General features: G+C 67.2%; 18 protein-coding genes. 7 read left to right on the forward strand and 11 right to left on the reverse strand.

Annotation, left to right across the window (positions count from 1 at the left end; all coding sequences use genetic code 11):
* Positions 1 to 31: 31 nt before the first annotated feature.
* Both SPI01S_RS00460 and SPI01S_RS00465 read right to left on the reverse strand, forming a co-directional pair.
* The gene (locus SPI01S_RS00460; protein ID WP_066716532.1) at positions 32 to 667 is read right to left on the reverse strand and encodes an OmpA family protein; all 636 of its coding nucleotides are present in this window, start codon (positions 665 to 667) and stop codon (positions 32 to 34) included.
* On the reverse strand, positions 664 to 2481 hold the full coding sequence (locus tag SPI01S_RS00465; RefSeq protein ID WP_066716534.1) for a cation:proton antiporter: 1818 nt from the start codon (positions 2479 to 2481) through the stop codon (positions 664 to 666). The genes SPI01S_RS00460 and SPI01S_RS00465 overlap by 4 nt, the downstream gene beginning before the upstream one ends.
* A 163-nt stretch (positions 2482 to 2644) precedes the next feature.
* Here SPI01S_RS00465 and SPI01S_RS00470 point away from each other — a divergent pair, with 163 nt between their 5' ends.
* Positions 2645 to 3979 (forward strand): cell wall hydrolase, encoded by a 1335-nt coding sequence (locus tag SPI01S_RS00470; RefSeq protein ID WP_066716536.1) that lies wholly within the window; start codon positions 2645 to 2647, stop codon positions 3977 to 3979.
* Here SPI01S_RS00470 and SPI01S_RS00475 read toward each other — a convergent pair.
* The 5 genes from SPI01S_RS00475 to hisI form a co-directional block, all read right to left on the reverse strand.
* On the reverse strand, positions 3976 to 5778 hold the full coding sequence (locus SPI01S_RS00475) for an acyl-CoA dehydrogenase C-terminal domain-containing protein (RefSeq protein WP_066716539.1): 1803 nt from the start codon (positions 5776 to 5778) through the stop codon (positions 3976 to 3978). The genes SPI01S_RS00470 and SPI01S_RS00475 overlap by 4 nt on opposite strands.
* 26 nt (positions 5779 to 5804) lie before the next feature.
* Positions 5805 to 6233, reverse strand: coding sequence for a MerR family transcriptional regulator (locus SPI01S_RS00480; RefSeq protein WP_066716546.1), 429 nt, complete (start codon positions 6231 to 6233; stop codon positions 5805 to 5807).
* A 43-nt stretch (positions 6234 to 6276) separates the two neighbouring features.
* Positions 6277 to 6645 (reverse strand): hypothetical protein, encoded by a 369-nt coding sequence (locus SPI01S_RS00485; protein WP_066716549.1) that lies wholly within the window; start codon positions 6643 to 6645, stop codon positions 6277 to 6279.
* 72 nt (positions 6646 to 6717) lie between these two features.
* Positions 6718 to 7218 carry a hypothetical protein gene (locus SPI01S_RS00490; protein ID WP_066716552.1) on the reverse strand — a complete coding sequence of 167 codons (501 nt, stop codon included), beginning with the start codon at positions 7216 to 7218 and terminating at the stop codon, positions 6718 to 6720.
* Positions 7215 to 7577, reverse strand: a complete 363-nt coding sequence (gene hisI, locus SPI01S_RS00495; RefSeq protein ID WP_066716557.1) for a phosphoribosyl-AMP cyclohydrolase — start codon at positions 7575 to 7577, stop codon at positions 7215 to 7217. The genes SPI01S_RS00490 and hisI overlap by 4 nt, the downstream gene beginning before the upstream one ends.
* Positions 7578 to 7665: 88 nt before the next feature.
* Between hisI and SPI01S_RS00500 the strand changes: the two genes are divergently transcribed.
* Entirely contained in the window at positions 7666 to 8589 is a 924-nt protein-coding gene (locus SPI01S_RS00500) for a hypothetical protein (RefSeq protein WP_066716560.1), read from the forward strand.
* Between the two features lie 27 nt (positions 8590 to 8616).
* Here SPI01S_RS00500 and SPI01S_RS00505 read toward each other — a convergent pair whose 3' ends face one another.
* Entirely contained in the window at positions 8617 to 8865 is a 249-nt protein-coding gene (locus SPI01S_RS00505; RefSeq protein WP_066716563.1) for a DUF7218 family protein, read from the reverse strand.
* A gap of 132 nt (positions 8866 to 8997) precedes the next feature.
* On the opposite strand from SPI01S_RS00505, the gene purF reads away from it, so the two are divergent.
* Both purF and SPI01S_RS00515 read left to right on the forward strand, forming a co-directional pair.
* Positions 8998 to 10461: an amidophosphoribosyltransferase gene (purF, locus tag SPI01S_RS00510; protein ID WP_066716565.1), complete on the forward strand. Its 1464-nt coding sequence runs from the start codon at positions 8998 to 9000 to the stop codon at positions 10459 to 10461.
* 4 nt (positions 10462 to 10465) lie between these two features.
* Positions 10466 to 11176, forward strand: coding sequence for an SDR family NAD(P)-dependent oxidoreductase (locus tag SPI01S_RS00515; RefSeq protein ID WP_066716566.1), 711 nt, complete (start codon positions 10466 to 10468; stop codon positions 11174 to 11176).
* 4 nt (positions 11177 to 11180) lie between these two features.
* Here SPI01S_RS00515 and SPI01S_RS00520 read toward each other — a convergent pair whose 3' ends face one another.
* Complete coding sequence (locus tag SPI01S_RS00520) at positions 11181 to 11672, reverse strand: EF-hand domain-containing protein (RefSeq protein ID WP_066716569.1); 492 nt, start codon at positions 11670 to 11672, stop codon at positions 11181 to 11183.
* A gap of 59 nt (positions 11673 to 11731) precedes the next feature.
* A complete protein-coding gene (locus SPI01S_RS00525; RefSeq protein WP_066716572.1) occupies positions 11732 to 12412 on the reverse strand; it encodes a squalene/phytoene synthase family protein in 681 nt (226 codons plus the stop codon).
* Positions 12413 to 12487: 75 nt separating this feature from the next.
* Between SPI01S_RS00525 and SPI01S_RS00530 the strand changes: the two genes are divergently transcribed.
* The 3 genes from SPI01S_RS00530 to SPI01S_RS00540 are packed head-to-tail and all read left to right on the forward strand — an operon-like array spanning position 12488 to position 15734.
* Positions 12488 to 14431: a TadE/TadG family type IV pilus assembly protein gene (locus SPI01S_RS00530; RefSeq protein WP_066716574.1), complete on the forward strand. Its 1944-nt coding sequence runs from the start codon at positions 12488 to 12490 to the stop codon at positions 14429 to 14431.
* Positions 14428 to 15003: a TadE/TadG family type IV pilus assembly protein gene (locus SPI01S_RS00535; RefSeq protein ID WP_066716577.1), complete on the forward strand. Its 576-nt coding sequence runs from the start codon at positions 14428 to 14430 to the stop codon at positions 15001 to 15003. The genes SPI01S_RS00530 and SPI01S_RS00535 overlap by 4 nt, the downstream gene beginning before the upstream one ends.
* Entirely contained in the window at positions 15000 to 15734 is a 735-nt protein-coding gene (locus tag SPI01S_RS00540; protein WP_066716579.1) for a TadE/TadG family type IV pilus assembly protein, read from the forward strand. The genes SPI01S_RS00535 and SPI01S_RS00540 overlap by 4 nt, the downstream gene beginning before the upstream one ends.
* 60 nt (positions 15735 to 15794) lie before the next feature.
* On the opposite strand, the gene SPI01S_RS00545 is transcribed toward SPI01S_RS00540, so the two are convergent.
* A complete protein-coding gene (locus tag SPI01S_RS00545) occupies positions 15795 to 17177 on the reverse strand; it encodes a pyruvate dehydrogenase complex E1 component subunit beta (protein WP_066716582.1) in 1383 nt (460 codons plus the stop codon).
* Between the last annotated feature and the right edge of the window lies 1 nt (position 17178).

Genomic DNA, 17178 nt, shown 5'->3' on the forward strand with positions numbered 1-17178 from the left:
GGCTTTCGCCGGGATGACAGTCCGTTGTTGCCTATTGCTGAGACTTAGGATCAACCGACGGAGCCTCGCCGGTTCCATTGTCCGGTGTAGCCTCTGGCGTCTCCTCAGAGCCAGGCAACGCCACCTGCACCTCGACCCGCCGGTTCTTCGCCCGCGCATCCGGATCGTCGCTGCCATCCGCTTTGGCATTCGGCACCAGCGCGCGGGTTTCGCCGAATGCAATCACCGTCATCCGCTCGGCCGGCACGCCCTTCGACAGCAGATAGTCGCGCACCGCTTCGGCCCGCTTGCGCGAGGAGACCAGGTTGTCGCGGTCGTTGCCGCGCGTGTCGCTGTGGCCGCCGATGGTGATCGGGCCGCCGGCGGCCATGGTCGCAGTGCCGAGCATCTCGTCCAGTGCCCTCCTGCCGGCATCATCCAGCTTCAGCCCCGAAACGCCGAACGGCACCACGAGATCCAGCGGCTTGAGCGCGCGCTTTTCGGGTTCGTCGGGCACGACCTCCGGCCGCAGGATCGACTTGGGCGCCTCGGCGGCGCTGTTGTTCGCGAGGCTGTCCTCCTCGGCAACGATGCTCTTGTTCTCGGCCGCCGCATTGTCGCGCGGGGCCTCACGGGCATCGCAGCCCGCCAGCAATCCCATGAGCGCCAGCATCGCCCATCTGCTCATGCAACCTCCTCCTGAAGCCGTCGCGCCGCCGGCATGGGGGGCACGTACGAGATGATCGTGTCGCCAGGCTGCGGCGTCGGCCGGCTGGCGTGCGAGAAGAAGCGGAGCAGCCCGCCCTTGCGCACCAGCAGCAGCATGTCCGCCGCGTCGGGCAGGTCGGCCTTGGCGGCGTCGAAGTCGAACTGCTCGGTCAGCCGCGTCTTGCGGAAGCTCCAGCCCTCGCTGTCGCGCGCGACGATCTCCTCGACGCCGTGCCCGCTGGTGAACAGCGCGCGGCCGCGGAGCGACTCGGGCAGCGCCCGCGCGTCCTCGTCGTCGCCGCCGCTGCCGAGCTGGTAGACATTGTCGCGGCCCATCTCATGGGCGAATTCGTTGCAGACCAGCGCGTTATACGCCTCGTTGTCGCTGGTCGCAGCGAGCACCTGGAACTGCGACATGTCCAGCCGATCCTCGGTCGCCTCGGCGAGGATTTCGCCGTGATAGGTGGAGATGCCGGCCGAGCGTGCAGGCCGCAGCCGTTGCCAGCTGGTGTCGCAGATCGTCACGGGTACCTCGATCTGGCGGAGTTGCTCGGCGAGCGCGAGGCTCCACGGCGTGCCGCCGACGATCAGCAGGCCGCGCTCCGTCGCACCGGTCACCTTGAGCAGCTTGGCGACGGGCCCGATCGAGAAGCCGTGCGCGACGATCGTCGCGACGACGACCGCGAAGGAGAGCGTTACCAGGATCGAGCCATCGCTATATCCCAATTTGTCGAGCCGCAGCGCGAACAGGCCGGAGATCGCCACCGCGACGATGCCGCGCGGCGCGATCCACGCGACCAGCAACCGTTCGTTCCACGGCACCTTGGTGAAGGCGAGGCTCAGCAGCACGGTGATCGGCCGCACGAGGAACAGCAGCGCCGCGAGGAAGGCGAGGAAGCGCCATTCGAAATGGCGCAGCACCTCGAAATCGAGCGAGGCGGAAAGCAGCACGAACACGCCCGAGATGAGGAGAACGGTGACGTTCTCCTTGAACGGATGGATGTCGCGCAGCGAATCGAGCCGCATATTGGCGAGCGCCACGCCCATGACGGTGACGGTGATTAGCCCGGTCTCCTGCTGGATCAGGTTCGATCCGACGAACACGCCGATCACGGCGACGAGCAGCACCGGCGCCTTGAGATACTCCGGCACATGCCCACGCTGGAAGGCCCAGCCGATCGCCCTGGCGACCACGAAGCCGATGAGCCCGGCGACAAGGCTGGCGGCAAGCAACGAGCCCAGCACGCTGATTAGCGTACCGCCGTCGCCCGCGCGGCGGAGATATTCATAGGTGACCAGCCCGCACAGCGCACCGATCGGATCGTTGACGATCGCTTCCCATTTCAGAATGGCGCGTGGCCGCTGCGCGACGTTGCTCTGGCGGAGCAACGGCAGGACCACCGTCGGCCCGGTGACGACCAGGATGCCGGCGAACAGCGTCGCCACCGGCCACACCAGCCCGGCAGCATAGTAAAGCGCCAGCGTCCCCAGCCCCCAGCCGATCGGCACGCCCAGCAGCACCAGCCGGGTCACCGCGCCGTCGGTGCGCCGCAGCTCGCGAAAGTTGAGGCTGAGGCCGCCCTCGAACAGGATCAGCGCGACGGCGATCGAGACGATCGGTTCGAGCAGTTCGCCGAACACTGCGTGCGGCTCGATCACTCCGGCCACCGGCCCGGCGAGCACACCGGCGACGAGCATCAGCGCGATTGCCGGCCAGCCGGTGCGCCAGGCGATCCACTGCGCACCGATGCCCAGCGCACCGATCAGCGCAATGACGAGCGCGGGTTGATGCATGCTAGAAAACCTATCTTCATTCGTTCGCAGGAAAACGTGCCCCGCCACAATACGGTTGCGGCACCGTATCGGTTCCGTTCAGCCGTCCGGCGCGCGCCTGTTTCCTTGGCCGATGCTTTGGGATAAGGGCGACCACCCTCGATCGAGAACGCCACAACCGCCTGTGACGCCCAGCAATTCCTCCGCTCCCACGCCTGCCTGGCTTCGCCTGGTACTCGGCATCCTCGCGCTCGCTGCGCTCGTGATCCCCACCTTGCTGGTGGTGAACGCGCCCAAAGTGTCGCATCGGCACCACCGCGTGCCGCCCGTGGCGCTGCCCAACCGGGTGGTGCCGAAGGAGGAGCTGCCGCCGGTCGAGCCGATCGCCATTGCCGATCTCACGCCCGACGATGCGCGCGCGTTCAACGAGTCGATCCCGTTTTCGACCGATCCCAACCCCGCCGCCCGGCCCTTTCACCTCGTCGGCGCGGCCGACAGCCAGGAGCGCGCGGTCGATTGCCTGGCCGCGGCCGAAGTCTATGAGGCGGGTGACGATGCGCAGGGCGAACGCGCGGTGGCGCAGGTCATCCTGAACCGTGTACGCCACCCCGCCTTCCCGAAGACCGTGTGCGGCGTGGTGTTCCAGGGATCGGAGCGCAGCACCGGCTGCCAGTTCACCTTCAGCTGCGACGGCGCCCTGCTGCGCTGGTCACCGACCCCCGCCGCCTGGGCGCGCGCCCGCGAGATCGCCACGATGGCGCTGCACGGCGCGGTGTTCCGTCCGGTCGGTCACGCGACCCATTACCATACCGATTGGGTGGTGCCCTATTGGAGTGCGAGCCTCGACAAGATCGTCGCGCTGCACACCCATCTGTTCTTCCGCTGGGCAGGCTGGTGGGGCACCCCGCCCGCCTTCAACCGCGCCTATTTGGCGAACGAGCCCAACATCGCGTTGTTGGGCAAGCTGTCGCCCGCGCACCAGGGCGAAGCGCCGCCGCTGGAGGAAGCGAGCAACCTGCCCGTGGATCTCGCAACCCGCATGGCGGCGATCCCGGCCAGTGCAGTTCCGGCGCCGGTGGCCGGCGACCCCAACGTGTTCCTGATCCTGCTCCCCAAGAGCGTAGCGGCGGAGAGCTTTCCGGCGCTGGCAATGAAGGCATGCGGCGAGCGGCCCTATTGCAAGTTCATGGCCTGGAGCGACCCCGCCAAGCGCCCGCCACGCCTTCCTCCGACCGGCGAGCAGGCCATGGCGATGAGCTTCAGCTATCTCCGCGACGACTCGGTGAAATATGCGAAGGCGCTTTGGAACTGCGAGCAGTTCCCACGTCCGGCCATCACGCAGTGCATGCGCCGGGCGCTCCCGCCGCTGCCCTCGCCCACGCCGACGGTCGCAGCGATCCCGGCGCCGAGCACGGAACCCGCACCGCTGGACGGCGTCCGCCGCAGGACACCGGCACAGAACAAGGCCGGCGCTGCGGCTCCCGCAACGCCGGCCTCGTCGAGCGCGAGCAGCGATTAGGCTGCCTTGAACATTTCGGGATCGAGCGCCATCACCGCCTCGCTGCCCGCCTCGATCTTGCGGCGCAGGCCGCTCGCATCGGGCAGGAACCGCTCGGCATAGAAGCGCGCGGTGACCAGCTTGGCCTCGAGGAAGGCGACGTCCTCGGCGCCCTGCTCCAGCGCTTCGGCAGCGGCCTTGGCCATGCGCAGCCACATCAGGCCCAGCGCCACCGTGCCGGTGAGCTGCATGTACGAATAGGCGCCAGCGCCGACCTCGTTCGGGTTCTTGAAGCCGTTCTGCGCCAGCCACATCGTCGCGCCCTGCAGGTGCCCCAGCGCCTTTTCCAGCGCCTCGGCGAAGCCGGCGAGCTTGGCATGGCCCTTGGCGACGGCGATTTCCTCGCTCACCACGCGGAACAGCGCCTGCACCGCGCGGCCGCCGTTGAGCGCCAGCTTGCGGCCGACCAGGTCCATCGCCTGCACGCCGTTGGTGCCTTCGTAGATCATCGCGATACGGGCATCGCGGACATACTGCTCCATGCCCCATTCGGCAATGTAGCCGTGGCCGCCATAGACCTGCTGGCAATCGGTCGCGACCTTGTAGCCGATATCGGTGCCGACGCCCTTGATCACCGGGGTGAGCAGCCCGATCAGGTCCCCGGCGAGCTGGCGCTCTTCCTCGGTCGCGGCGGCATGCTCCATGTCGACCTGGAGCGCACCCCACAGGCAGAGCGCGCGCAGGCCCTCGATCTGGGCCTTGGCCTCCATCAGCATGCGGCGGACGTCGGGGTGGACGAACAGCGTGTCGGCCTTCTCGGTCGGCTCCTTGGGGCCGGTCAGCGCGCGGCCCTGGCGACGGTCGCCGGCGTACTGGACGGCGTTCTGCATCGCGACTTCGGCGATGCCGAGGCCCTGCAGGCCGACGCCGAGGCGCGCGGCGTTCATCATGATGAACATGGCCGCCAAGCCCTTCATCTCGTCGCCGACCAGCCAGCCCTTGGCGCCGTCATAGTTCATCACGCAGGTCGAATTGGCGTGGATGCCCATCTTGTGCTCGATCGAGCCGCACGACACCGGGTTGCGCTCGCCCAGCGAGCCGTCGTCGTTCACCAGGAACTTCGGCACCACGAACAGCGAGATGCCCTTGGTGCTGTCCGGCGCGCCGGGCGTCTTGGCCAGCACCAGATGGATGATGTTGCTGGTCAGGTCGTGCTCGCCCGACGAGATGAAGATCTTGGTGCCGGTGATGCTGTAGGAACCGTCGGCATTGGGCTCGGCCTTGGTCTTGATCAGGCCCAGATCGGTGCCGCACTGCGGCTCCGTCAGGTTCATCGTGCCGCCCCATTCGCCCGAGACCATCTTGGGGACGTACTTGGCCTTCTGCTCGTCCGAGCCCTTGACCAGAAGGGCGGCGATCGCGCCGTGGGTGAGGCCGGGGTACATGGCGAAGGCCATGTTGGCCGATATCATGTACTCTTGGAACGCAGTGGAGACGACGTGCGGCATGCCCTGCCCGCCATATTCGGCCGGCGCGCTCAGCGTGCCCCAGCCGCTCTCGACGAACTGCTGGTAGGCGTGCCTGAAGCCTTCCGGCGTCGTCACGCTGCCATCGGCATGGCGGGTGCAGCCCTGCTGGTCGCCGCTATGGTTGATCGGGAACAGCACCTCGGCGACGAACTTGCCGCCCTCCTCCAGCACCGCATCGACCACGTCGGGCGTCGCTGCCTGGAAGTGCGGCAGGTTGGTATAGCGATCGAGCCCGATGACCCGATCCAGAACGAAGCGCGTGTCGCGCACGGGGGGCGTAAACTGCGGCATTTCAGGTTCCTCAGTGCTCGTTGGCTTTAGTGCTCGTTGTCTTTGCTTTTGATCAGGTCGACGAACTGCGCGAGCTCGGCAATGTGCGCATCGATGTCGCGCTTCTGCGCTTCCAGATGGGCGATGCGGTCCATGCAGCGCTCCACCGTCACCTGGCGCTGCACGCGCCTGCCGTCGCCCAGATCGTAGAGATCGATCATTTCCTTGATCTCGCCCAGGCTGAAGCCGACGCGCTTGCCGCGCAGGATCCAGGCGAGCCGGGCGCGATCACGATGCGTGTAGATGCGCTGGGTGCCGCGCCGCTCGGGCGAGATCAGCCCCTCGTCCTCATAGAAACGCAACGCGCGGGGCGTGACGGCGAACTCGGCGCACAGGTCGGAAATCGAAAAGGCGTCCCGGTCCGGACGCGGTTCGATCGGCGCCAGGGCCTCGATCGGAAAGGCAGCAGCGGTCATGCAGCCTTTGTAGTTTCCCTTTACGTGAACGTCAAGCGGGAGGCTATCTGCTTTTCGGTCGATTGCTGTCGTTGAAGCGGGCGCGCACGATATCCTCATGGAGCAGCATGGCGCGCGTGTTGAGCTCCGCCGCCTCGGACTCGGTGAGGCCGTCGCGGGAAAGACGCGACGCGATATCGGCGTTGACGGTAACGACCCGCCGCAGCTGCCGCGCCTCCCGGCGGGTGAGCTGGCCGCTCCGCTCCCCGGCGCGAATCTCGCTGCGCGCGGAGCGGGGCTGCGGCGCGACCTGGATGCCGCGACCGGCAAAGCTGCCGCCGGCGCCGGCGGGAACGGGACCACCCCAGATCTGGGCGGAACAAGGAAGCGCAGCCAGCAGACCGACCGCACTTGCAAGAACCAGCACCCGCATGGGCTCTCTCCTTCAGGGGCAAGCCGCGCCAGGGCGGCTGCCGAAGGAGGCTATCACATCCCTGCCCCGCGTCTACTCGCCGCAAAGCGCCTTGCCGTGCACATCGCGCATCGCCTGCGCCTCGGCGATCGATTCGCCCAGCCGAACGAACTGCGTGCCGGCCAAGGCAGCGCGACCGGTGCAGAGCTGCGAGCAGACCTTGGGCAAGGCGCCCGGCAGCGCGAGGTGATCGCCGTCATACCGGACAGCAAAGCGGCAGGCGCCGTCCGGGCCGAGCGTCAGTTCCAGCCCCTCCGCTGCCCGCCGGGCGGTGCCGGTTGCGCGGCAGCCATTGTCCTCGCCATAGTCGATGACGATGCCGATCCGGTGGCCGCCGCCGGCGGGCACGATGCAAAGCCGATCGGATCCGCGCGCGTAAGCGCCGGCAATGCTTCCACCGCGCGGGTCGCGCACCAGGCCCCGCTGGATCGCCGCTGCCTCGAGATCGACGGCGGCGCCGCCGCTCGGCGCCGGCGAGGGAGCGCCGCATGCAGCAAGCCCCAGCAGCAGCAGCGCCACCCCCGCCCGCTTCATGCGTCGCGCACCAGCACTCCGTTCTCGATCCGGCGGTAGAAGCAGCTCGGTGCGCCGGTGTGGCAAGCCGGACCATGCGGCTCCACACGCAGCCACAGCGCGTCCTGATCGCAGTCGATACGCGCCTCGACGACGTGGAGGAAGTGGCCCGAAGTCTCGCCCTTGGTCCACAGCCGGTTGCGACTGCGGGACCAGAAGGTGGCCTTGCCGGTTTCCAGCGTCACCGCCAACGCCTCGGCATTCATATGCGCGAGCATCAGCACCTCGCCGGTGGTGGCGTGGGTGGCGACGGCGGTGATCAGGCCGTTGGCATCATATTTCGGGTCGAGCGCGGCGCCCGTTTCGCGGAGATCGGTCACGGGGGCGCTGTAGCGGAGCCCGGCCGCCTCGTCATCTCCCGACGCAGGACCGCTTGCGTCGCAAGAAAAGGCATGCAAGCCTCCATGCATGAGCCTGCTCGCCGCACTGCTTCTCGCCCTTCACCCTCCGGTTCCGGCAGCATCGGAGCAGCAATGCACGCCGCCGGAAGGCTGGGAGGCAGTGGAGAAGCTGGATCCGAAGTTCGTGATCTTCGGCGAGATCCATGGCAGCGTGGAATCGCCCGCTTTTATCGGCGACGTTGCCTGCGGGCTTCTCGCGCAGGGCAAAAGAATATTAGTCGGCATCGAGTTTCATGCGACTCTGGACGGCCAGCTCCAGGCGGCTTGGCAGCTTCCTGATGTCGAGTTCCGCAAGCAGCTGTCGACGATCGGCTGGGCCGGCCGAACGGATGGGGTCGCGAGCCACGCCATGTTCGACCTGTTACTGCGGCTCCATTCGCTGAAGGACAAGGGAGCCGCGATCGACATCGTCGCGTTCAGCGGCCCGCGCGATATAGCCCAGCAAGTCCGCTTCGAGAGGCTTCCCCGCCAGGGCCCCCATGAAGCCGCACAGGCCGAGAACATCGCGAATGCGGCGAAGAAGGCCGCCTACGATGTGGTGCTGGTGCTTGTCGGGGATTTCCATGCCCGGCGACGCATGGTCGGCGAAGGACCGGATCAATTCGAGCCGATGGCATTGCGACTCGCGCCTTCAGGCCGACTGGTCAGCCTGCAACTGCGTCATGCAGGCGGCACAAGCTGGAATTGCCAGCTGAAGCCAGGCCTTCAGCTTCGCCCCGGCGACCCTGTTCCGGCCGATGCCATTGCATGCGGCGCATATCCGGTGGCGGGGAGCGCGGACCTGCACCACGCACCCTTCCTGCAGCTTGGCCCCGGTCCAGGCGATGCCGCCAGCGCCGACTTTGACGGCTTCTTCTGGTTGGGCCCTCTTACGGCGTCTCCGCCCCAGATACCGGCCGTCGATATGAGGGCTGCACCAGCAAGGAAGTGACATCGGGCGCCCCGCAGCGATCAGCCCTCAATGCTTGCGGATTGCCTTCACCAGCGCATCCTTGGCCATCTTGGAGCGCCCCTCGATGCCGATCGCCTTCGCCTCGTCATACAGCTCGGCCTTGCTGCGCTCCTCGAGCTTGCCGCCACCCGAATCGAGGCTGCCGTTCGCCTGTGCATTGGCGATCCGCGCCGCCTTCTCCTTCGAGGCGCCTTCGTCCCGCAGCTTCTCGTACACCGCGTCGTTCTTGATCTGGGCGCCGTGATCCTTGGCCATGATCACTCTCCTTTCTCAGGGGGTTAACCTGCAAAAAGGGTAAACGGTCCTTTTCCCTGTGACAGACCGGAGACAAAGCGGGATGAAGCGCCTATATGCCCGCTCAACCGTTGCCGTTCCCCCCGAGGGCCAATGCTTACCACACACCCGTTCGATGACGACAAGCTGCGCGAAGAGTGCGGCATTTTCGGCGTTTCCAACAGCGAAGGCGCGGCCGCGATGGTCGCGCTTGGGCTGCACGCGCTACAGCACCGCGGCCAGGAGGCGGCGGGCATAACCAGTTGGGACGGCCATCAGTTCCATTCGCACCGCGCGATGGGCCATGTCGCCGGCAATTTCGATCGCGACGACGTGATCCGTTCGCTCCCGGGCCTGGTCGCCTGCGGCCATGTCCGCTACGCGACCACCGGCGGCTCGGCGATCCGCAACGTCCAGCCGCTCTATGCGGAACTGGCCAGCGGCGGCTTCGCCATTGCCCATAACGGCAATATTTCCAACGCGATGCGGCTGCGGCGCGATCTCGTCCGCCGCGGCGCGATCTTCCAGTCGACCTCGGATACCGAGGTGATCATCCACCTCGTCGCCACGTCGCAGTATCGCACGCTGATCGATCGGTTCATCGACGCGCTGAAGCAGGTCGAAGGCGCCTATTCGCTGATCGTGATGACGCCCGAGGGCATGATCGCCTGCCGCGATCCGCTCGGCATCCGTCCGCTGGTGATGGGCCGCCAGGGCGAGTCGGTGGTCTTCGCCTCCGAAACCGTCGCGCTCGACGTGTGCGACGCCGAATATGTCCGCGACGTCGAGCCGGGCGAGCTGGTGATCGTCAAGGCCAATGGCGAGATCAGCAGCCACAAGCCGTTCGCACCGCAGGCCGCCCGCCCCTGCATCTTCGAATATGTCTATTTCTCGCGGCCCGATTCGATCAGCGACAATCGTTCGGTCTATTCGGTGCGCAAGGCGATCGGCGCACAGCTGGCGATCGAGTCGCCCGTCGAGGCCGATCTGGTCGTGCCGGTGCCCGATTCGGGCGTGCCGGCGGCGATCGGCTATGCCCAGCAGTCGGGCATTCCGTTCGAGCTCGGCATCATCCGCTCGCACTATGTCGGCCGCACCTTCATCCAGCCGGGCGACAAGGTCCGCCACCTCGGCGTCAAGCTGAAGCACAACGCCAATCGCGAGCTGATCGCTGGCAAGCGCATCGTGCTGATCGACGATTCGATCGTGCGCGGCACCACCAGCCTCAAGATCGTGCAGATGATGCACGATGCCGGCGCGAAGGAGGTGCATATGCGCATTGCCTCGCCGCCGACGCGCCACAGCTGCTTCTACGGCGTCGACACGCCCGAGCGCGCCAAGCTGCTCGCCGCGAAGCTGGACGTGAACGGCATGACCGACTTCATCCATGCCGACAGCCTGGCCTTCGTCTCGATCGACGGCCTGTACAAGGCACTGGGCGAGGCGCGCCGCGCCGATATTCATCCGAAATATTGCGACGCCTGCTTCACCGGCGACTATCCGACGACGCTGACGGACCAGGATGAACTGGCCCCGCCGCCGGACCAGCTGGCACTGCTCGCCGAGAAGGTCGGCTGAGCCGGTGAGCGAAATACCGCTCGCGGGACAGACCGCGCTCGTTACCGGCGCCAGCCGCGGGATCGGTGCGGCGACGGCGATCGCGCTGGGCGCCGCCGGTGCCCATGTCATCCTCACCGCCCGCACCGCGGGTGGGCTCGAGGAAGTCGAGGATGCGATCTTCCAGGCGGGCGGCAGCGCGACGATCGCACCGCTCGATCTGGCCGAGCATGACGCGATCGGTCGCCTCGCCAGCGCGATCGGCGAGCGCTGGCCGACGCTCGACATGCTGGTGCTCAACGCTGGGATGCTCGGCACGCTGAGCGCGGTGAACGCGATCGACTTCGCCGAGTTCGCCAAGGTGCTGACGCTCAACGTCGCCGCACAGGGCGCGATGCTGGCGGCGTTCGATCCGATGCTGCGCCGTGCGCCCTCGGCGCGGGTGCTCGGCATCACGTCCAGCGTCGGCCGGACGCCGCGCGCCTATTGGGGCGTCTACGGCGCGTCCAAGGCAGCGTTCGAGAATCTGCTGCTCAGCTATGGCCACGAGCTGGAGAATGTTTCCCAGGTTCGGGTCGGCATCGTCGATCCGGGCGCCACGCGCACCAAGATGCGCGCGCGTGCCTTTCCGGGCGAGGATCCGGCAAGCGTGAAGGCGCCCGAGGTGGTCGCCGAGCGGATTGTCGCGCTGATGGCAGGCAGCTTCGAACGCGGCCATTTCGAACGGGTCGGCTGACCGCCTAGTTGTCCTCGTCCTCGCCCTTGGCGGCGGGGGTCGGGGCCGGCGCGGGCTTGCCGCAGGCGCAGCGCGCGCTCGGCGCCCGGCGCGGCGGTGCCGTCGTCGTGAATTCGGTGCGGGTGAGCGTGCCCGACTTGTCGGCATCGGCGCCGGTGAACTTGGCAATCGACTTGGCCGCCCATTCCTCGAAGCTCAGCCTGCCGTCGCCGTTCGTGTCGAGCCTGGCGAACGCCTTGTGGCGCGCCGCAAAATACTCGTCGCGGCTCACTGCATCGTTACGGTCCTTGTCATAGCGGTCGAAGCGCTTCTGCTCGCGGGTCTTGGCATCGGCCTCCGGCGCAGCATCGGGCAACGGCGTGACCGCACCCGCCGTCGCCGGCGCGGGCTGCAGGACAGCGGCGAGCGGCGTCCGCGCCGGTCCGCGTCCGAACAGCAAAAATCCCCCGAACGCCAGCAACAGCGCCGCACCGGCGCCCACCGCATATCGCCACATGCCAAGCTCCCCCCGGAACGTCGCCCGAACCTACACCTTCAAGGCGGTGCAGCCAAGTCCTAACGGCCGCTGAGCCGATGCCAGAGCAGGCGCGCGACTCGACGGGGAGCGCCGATCGGCAGGAGCGCGTCGGCGGGCAGATCGAGATCCATCCTCGCCCGGTGCGCGAGCGCGCCCAGCGCACGGCCGTTCCGGCTCCAGCGCGCAGCCAACGCCTGGGCAAGGCGCGGCGCGGCCGCGCTGCGGGCCGCGTCAGCCTCCGCGCCGTCGCCCAGATGGCGGGCCAGATCCGCGAGTGCCCAGCCCTCGCCGCCCAGCACCAGCGGGTCGCCCTCCGCACCCAGCGCGGTGCCGGCCGCGACGAACAGGCTCCCCCGCCCCGCCGCATAGCGGGCAAGCGCCAGCCCATCGAGCGCCTCTTCCTCGACCAGCACTTCCCAGCCGTGCACGATCGGCACCAGTGACGCGCCGGTAACGCCGCGCGGCAGCACCTCGGCGGCGAGGCCGCGCAGCACCGGTTCGGCGGGCGGCGGCGCGGTGTCCAGCTTGGCCAGCGCCTCGCGCCACCAGGCGAGCCGCAACTGCCCCACCGCCGGCTGGCTGGTGGTCCGCAGCAACAGCGCCAGCGCCTCGTCCAGCGCGAGCAGGGCTGCGAGCGCGGGGCGGCCCGGGGCAGGCGCGTAGGACAGGATCAGCGCCCGCTCGGGGTCTTCGGGCGGCGTGTTTAGGGAAGCGTTCACCCGTTCCCTCTATGGCGGGAGGATCGGCGAAGGAAGAGCCGGCGCTTCCTCGCCAGGGGGTTTTGATCGATCGCGATGCGCAGAACGGTTCTCGAGCGGATTCAGCGATGCTTTCCCCGGCCCCGCGGCCGGGTCGGCCTGCTTGCCCGGCTGCGTGACAACCGCGCGGGCAACGTGCTGGCGATGATGGCGATCGCCCTGATACCCCTGCTGTTCATCGCCGGATCTGCCGTCGACACGGCGCGCCTGTACATGGTCAAGAACCGACTGCAGCAGGCCTGCGACGCGGGCGCGCTGGCAGGGCGCCGGTTCATGGTCTCGACCAGCGCGACCACGCTGGACAGCGCCGCCGTCACCCAGGCGAACGCCTTCTTCGCCAACAACTTCAAGGTCGGGCTGTTCGGCACCAAGGCGGTCGGCTTCACGCCGACCAAGACCAGCGAGAACCAGGTCGCCGCCACGGCCACCGCCACCGTGCCGATGACGATGACCAGGATGATGGGCTTTGGCGACCAGGCGCTGACGGTGACCTGCGAGGCGCGCTACGACGTGGCGGATACCGATATCATGTTCGTGCTGGACACGACGGGATCGATGGCCTGCACGACGGCAGACGGTACCGCCGGGTGCAGCCAGTCGGTCTATAACTATGTCCGGCCTGCGCCGGACGGCACGACCGGCTATGCCGTGACTGAAAAGTCCGGGTCTAAGATTGCCGGTCTGCGCCAAGCCGTGATCAACTTCTACACCACCCTCGCTGCCGCGGTCGATCCGGCGACACACCTCCGATACGGCTTCGTAACCTATTCCTCGACGGTGAACGCGGGCAAGGCAATCCGCGATCTTTCGCCGAGCTATATCGTCGACAGCTGGACCTATGACAGCCGGGTGTCGTACGATCTCAACGTCGGCAACGCCTCGTCCGCTTCCTACACCAACGAAACCAAAAGCACCTGCGATGCCCGCGGCGGCCGTTCGCCGGCAAGCGGCTACACCACTAGCGGCACGGCATCCAACGCCGACGCCAGCTGGGCCCCGAACAGCCCGAACGCGACGAAGGGAACATGCACGGTCTCGACGCAGCAGATTCGCGTCGCCTGGACCTACAAGCAGCGAAGCCTCGACACGAGCCAGTACAAGCTGGGCAACACCGTGCCGGACCCCAGCAAGATCACCGGTGCCACCTCGCGCTGGCAGGGCTGCCTCGAGGAACGCCGCACCAGCAAGACCCTGCCGATCGACTATCAGCACCTGCCAGCCGATCTCGATCCGGACCTGGTACCGATCAACGACGATACGCGCTGGCGGCCGATGTGGCCGGACGTCATCTACTACAGGGGCAGCAAGGCGAGCGCCAACGACAGCGGGAACAGCACCAATCCCTATGGCGACTATGTCCCCCCGAACGATCCCAATTACTCGCTCGCAGCGTTCACGCCGATGAGTTTCTACTACAACATCGCCAATGGCTGGGTTTCCTGCGGGAAGCCGGTACAGCGGCTCGACACGCTGACGGAGGCGCAAATTCGCGCCTATGTGAACGCGCCGGACTTCGTGCCGCAGGGCGGTACCTATCATGACACCGGCATGATCTGGGGCACGCGGCTGATTTCGCCCACCGGCCTGTTCGCCGCGGATACGGCGGCATGGCCGGGTCGCAATCCGCCCAGGCGCTACATCGTGTTCATGACCGATGGCGACATGTCGCCGAGCATGTGCCTCTACGGCATGTACGGGATCGAATCGTACGACCAGCGCGTCACCAGTTCCGGGGGCCTGTCGTGTGCGACCAACCCCGACCAGCTCACCGCGCACAATGCCCGCTTCGTCGCCGCTTGCGCGGCAGCCAAGGCGCGCAATATCTCGATCTTCGTCGTCGGCTTCGGGCAAACGCTGACCAAGCAGCTGACGGACTGCGCGTCCTCGGGCCAGGCATTCTATGCGGCGGACAACACGGCACTCAACGCCGCCTTCCAGACAATCGCAAAGCGCGTTGCAATGCTGCGGCTGAGCCGATGAAGCAGGCACTGGAACAGGACGAGAGCGGCGCGACGCTTGTGGAGTTCGCGATCCTGCTGCCGGTGCTGCTCGGCCTGCTGATGGGACTGATGGACCTGTGCTATCAGGCCTATGTCCAGGCGGTGCTCGAAGGCGCGGTGCAGAAGGCGGCGCGCGATGCCACAATCGAGGCCGCCAACACCACCACCATCGACGACCGGGTGATCGCCGCCGTCCGCCAGGTCGCGGGCAAGGCGACCGTCACCCCCAGCCGGCTCTTCTACGCCAGCTTCTCGGTGATCAAGCCCGAGGACTTCATCGACGGCAACGGCAACGGCAGATATGATCCCGGCGAGTGCTTCACCGACATCAACGGCAACGGCCAATGGGACATGGATCCCGGTCGCGCCGGCCAGGGCGGTGCGAGCGACGTGACGGTGTACAAGGTAAGGGCCAGCTATACGCGGATCTTCCCGGTCGCCCGGCTGATCGGTCTGAGCAACAATGTGGTGCTCACCGCCGCGACCCGGTTCAAAAACCAGCCCTACGCCACCCAGTCGATCCCTGCGCCGCAGCAGATTTCATGCCAATGAGCGCGCTCCCCCTGCTCCACCGCTTGCGCGCCGCCCGCTCCGGCGCTGTCCTGCTGGAATTCGCCCTCGGCCTGCCGATCGTGCTGACCGCCGGGCTCTGGGCGGCCGAGCTGACCAATTATGCGATCACCAACCAGCGGCTGAGCCAGATCGCGCTGGCGCTGGCCGACAATGCCAGCCGGGTCGGCGAGTTCAAGGGCACCGGCTTCACCCAACTGCGCGAGGTCGACCTCAACGACGTGCTGCTCGCCGCCAAGCAGCAGGGCACGCCGCTCAACCTCACCGCGAACGGCAGGATCACGCTCTCCAGCCTGGAGAATAGCGGCGGCACGCAGCGCATCCACTGGCAGCGCTGCATCGGCCTCAAGGGCGGCGCCAGCTACGACTCGCATTATGGCAAGACGGTAAGGGCGGACGGCGTCACCTACGATCCAACCGCCGGCGTGAATACCGCAAGCTCGGGCGACAACAGCGCCCAGCACCCCGGCACGCTCGCCCCCAGCGGCATGGGCGAGAACGGCGCGCAAGTGAACGCGCCCACCGACTCCGGCGTGATGTTCGTCGAGATCAACTATCTCTACACGCCGCTGGTGGGGAAAGGCTGGTTCACCAGTACCAAGACGATGCGCTACGTCGCCTCGTTCGTGGTCCGCGACAACCGCGATTACGGCCAGGTCTACAATCCCGCGCCGACCTCGAACCGCGCGACCTGCGATCTCTATTCCGCCTGACGAAAAAGGCCCGCCCGACAGGATGTCGGACGGGCCTGTTTTCTGCTCGGAAGCAGAAGATCAGCGATAGGTGACCTTCTTCACGACCGCCACGGCCTTGTCCGCCGTCACCATCGCGAGCTTCTCGAGGTTCGCGGCGTAGGGCAGCGGCACGTCCTCGTTGGTCACGCGCAGCACCGGCGCGTCGAGGTCGTCGAAGCCCTCTTCCATCACGAACGCGGCGACTTCCGACGCGATCGAGCAGGTGGGCCAGCCTTCCTCGACCACCACGATGCGGTTGGTCTTCTTCAGGCTCTCCAGCACCGTCTGCTTGTCGAGCGGGCGCAGCGTGCGCAGGTCGATCACTTCGGCGTCGACACCTTCGGCCGCCAGCTTCTCGGCGGCTTCGAGGGCCACGCCCACGCCGATCGAGTAGCTGACCAGCGTCACGTCCTTGCCCTCGCGCATGATGCGGGCCTTGCCGATCGGCAGGACGTAATCGTCGAGCTTCGGCACCTCGAAGCTGCGGCCGTACATCAACTCGTTCTCGAGGAACACGACCGGATCCTGGCTGCGGATCGCGGCCTTGAGCAGGCCCTTGGCATCGGCCGCGTCATAGGGCGCGATCACGATCAGGCCGGGGACGCTGGCATACCAGGGGGCATAGTTCTGGCTGTGCTGCGCGCCGACGCGGCTTGCCGAACCGTTGGGACCGCGGAACACGATCGGGCAGCGCATCTGGCCGCCGGACATGTAGTTGGTCTTGGCTGCCGAGTTGATGATGTGGTCGATCGCCTGCATGGCGAAGTTGAACGTCATGAACTCGATGATCGGCTTCAGGCCACCCATCGCCGCACCGGTGCCGACGCCGGCAAAGCCGTATTCGGTAATCGGCGTGTCGATGACGCGCTTGGGGCCGAATTCGTCGAGCAGGCCCTGGGTCACCTTGTAGGCGCCCTGATACTCGGCAACTTCCTCGCCCATCACGAAGATGCGCGGATCGCTCCGCATTTCCTCGGCCATCGCATCGCGCAGCGCTTCGCGAACCGTGGTCTTCACCATTTCGGTGCCGGCGGGCACGGCCGGATCAGCAGGACGGGTCTTCTCGACCGCGGCGGTCAGCTGGGCGGTGCCGGTTTCCGGAGCCTTGGCGGGCGCCGGGGTCGGCTCGGTCTGCTGGCTCGCCGGGACCGGCGCGGCGGCGGCGGTCGAGGCGTCCTCGCCCTCACCCGCGATCAGCGCGATCACGGTGCCGACCTTCACGTTATCCGTGCCTTCGGTCACCAGGATCTTGGCGACCGTGCCTTCGTCGACGGCTTCGAATTCCATCGTCGCCTTGTCGGTCTCGATCTCGGCGAGGATGTCGCCGGACTTCACGACATCGCCTTCCTTGACGAGCCACTTGGCGAGCGTGCCCTCTTCCATGGTCGGCGAGAGTGCCGGCATCTTGAGTTCGATCGCCATC

The sequence above is a fragment of the Sphingomonas pituitosa NBRC 102491 genome, assembly GCF_001598435.1.
GTDB classification, from domain to species: Bacteria; Pseudomonadota; Alphaproteobacteria; order Sphingomonadales; family Sphingomonadaceae; genus Sphingomonas; species Sphingomonas pituitosa.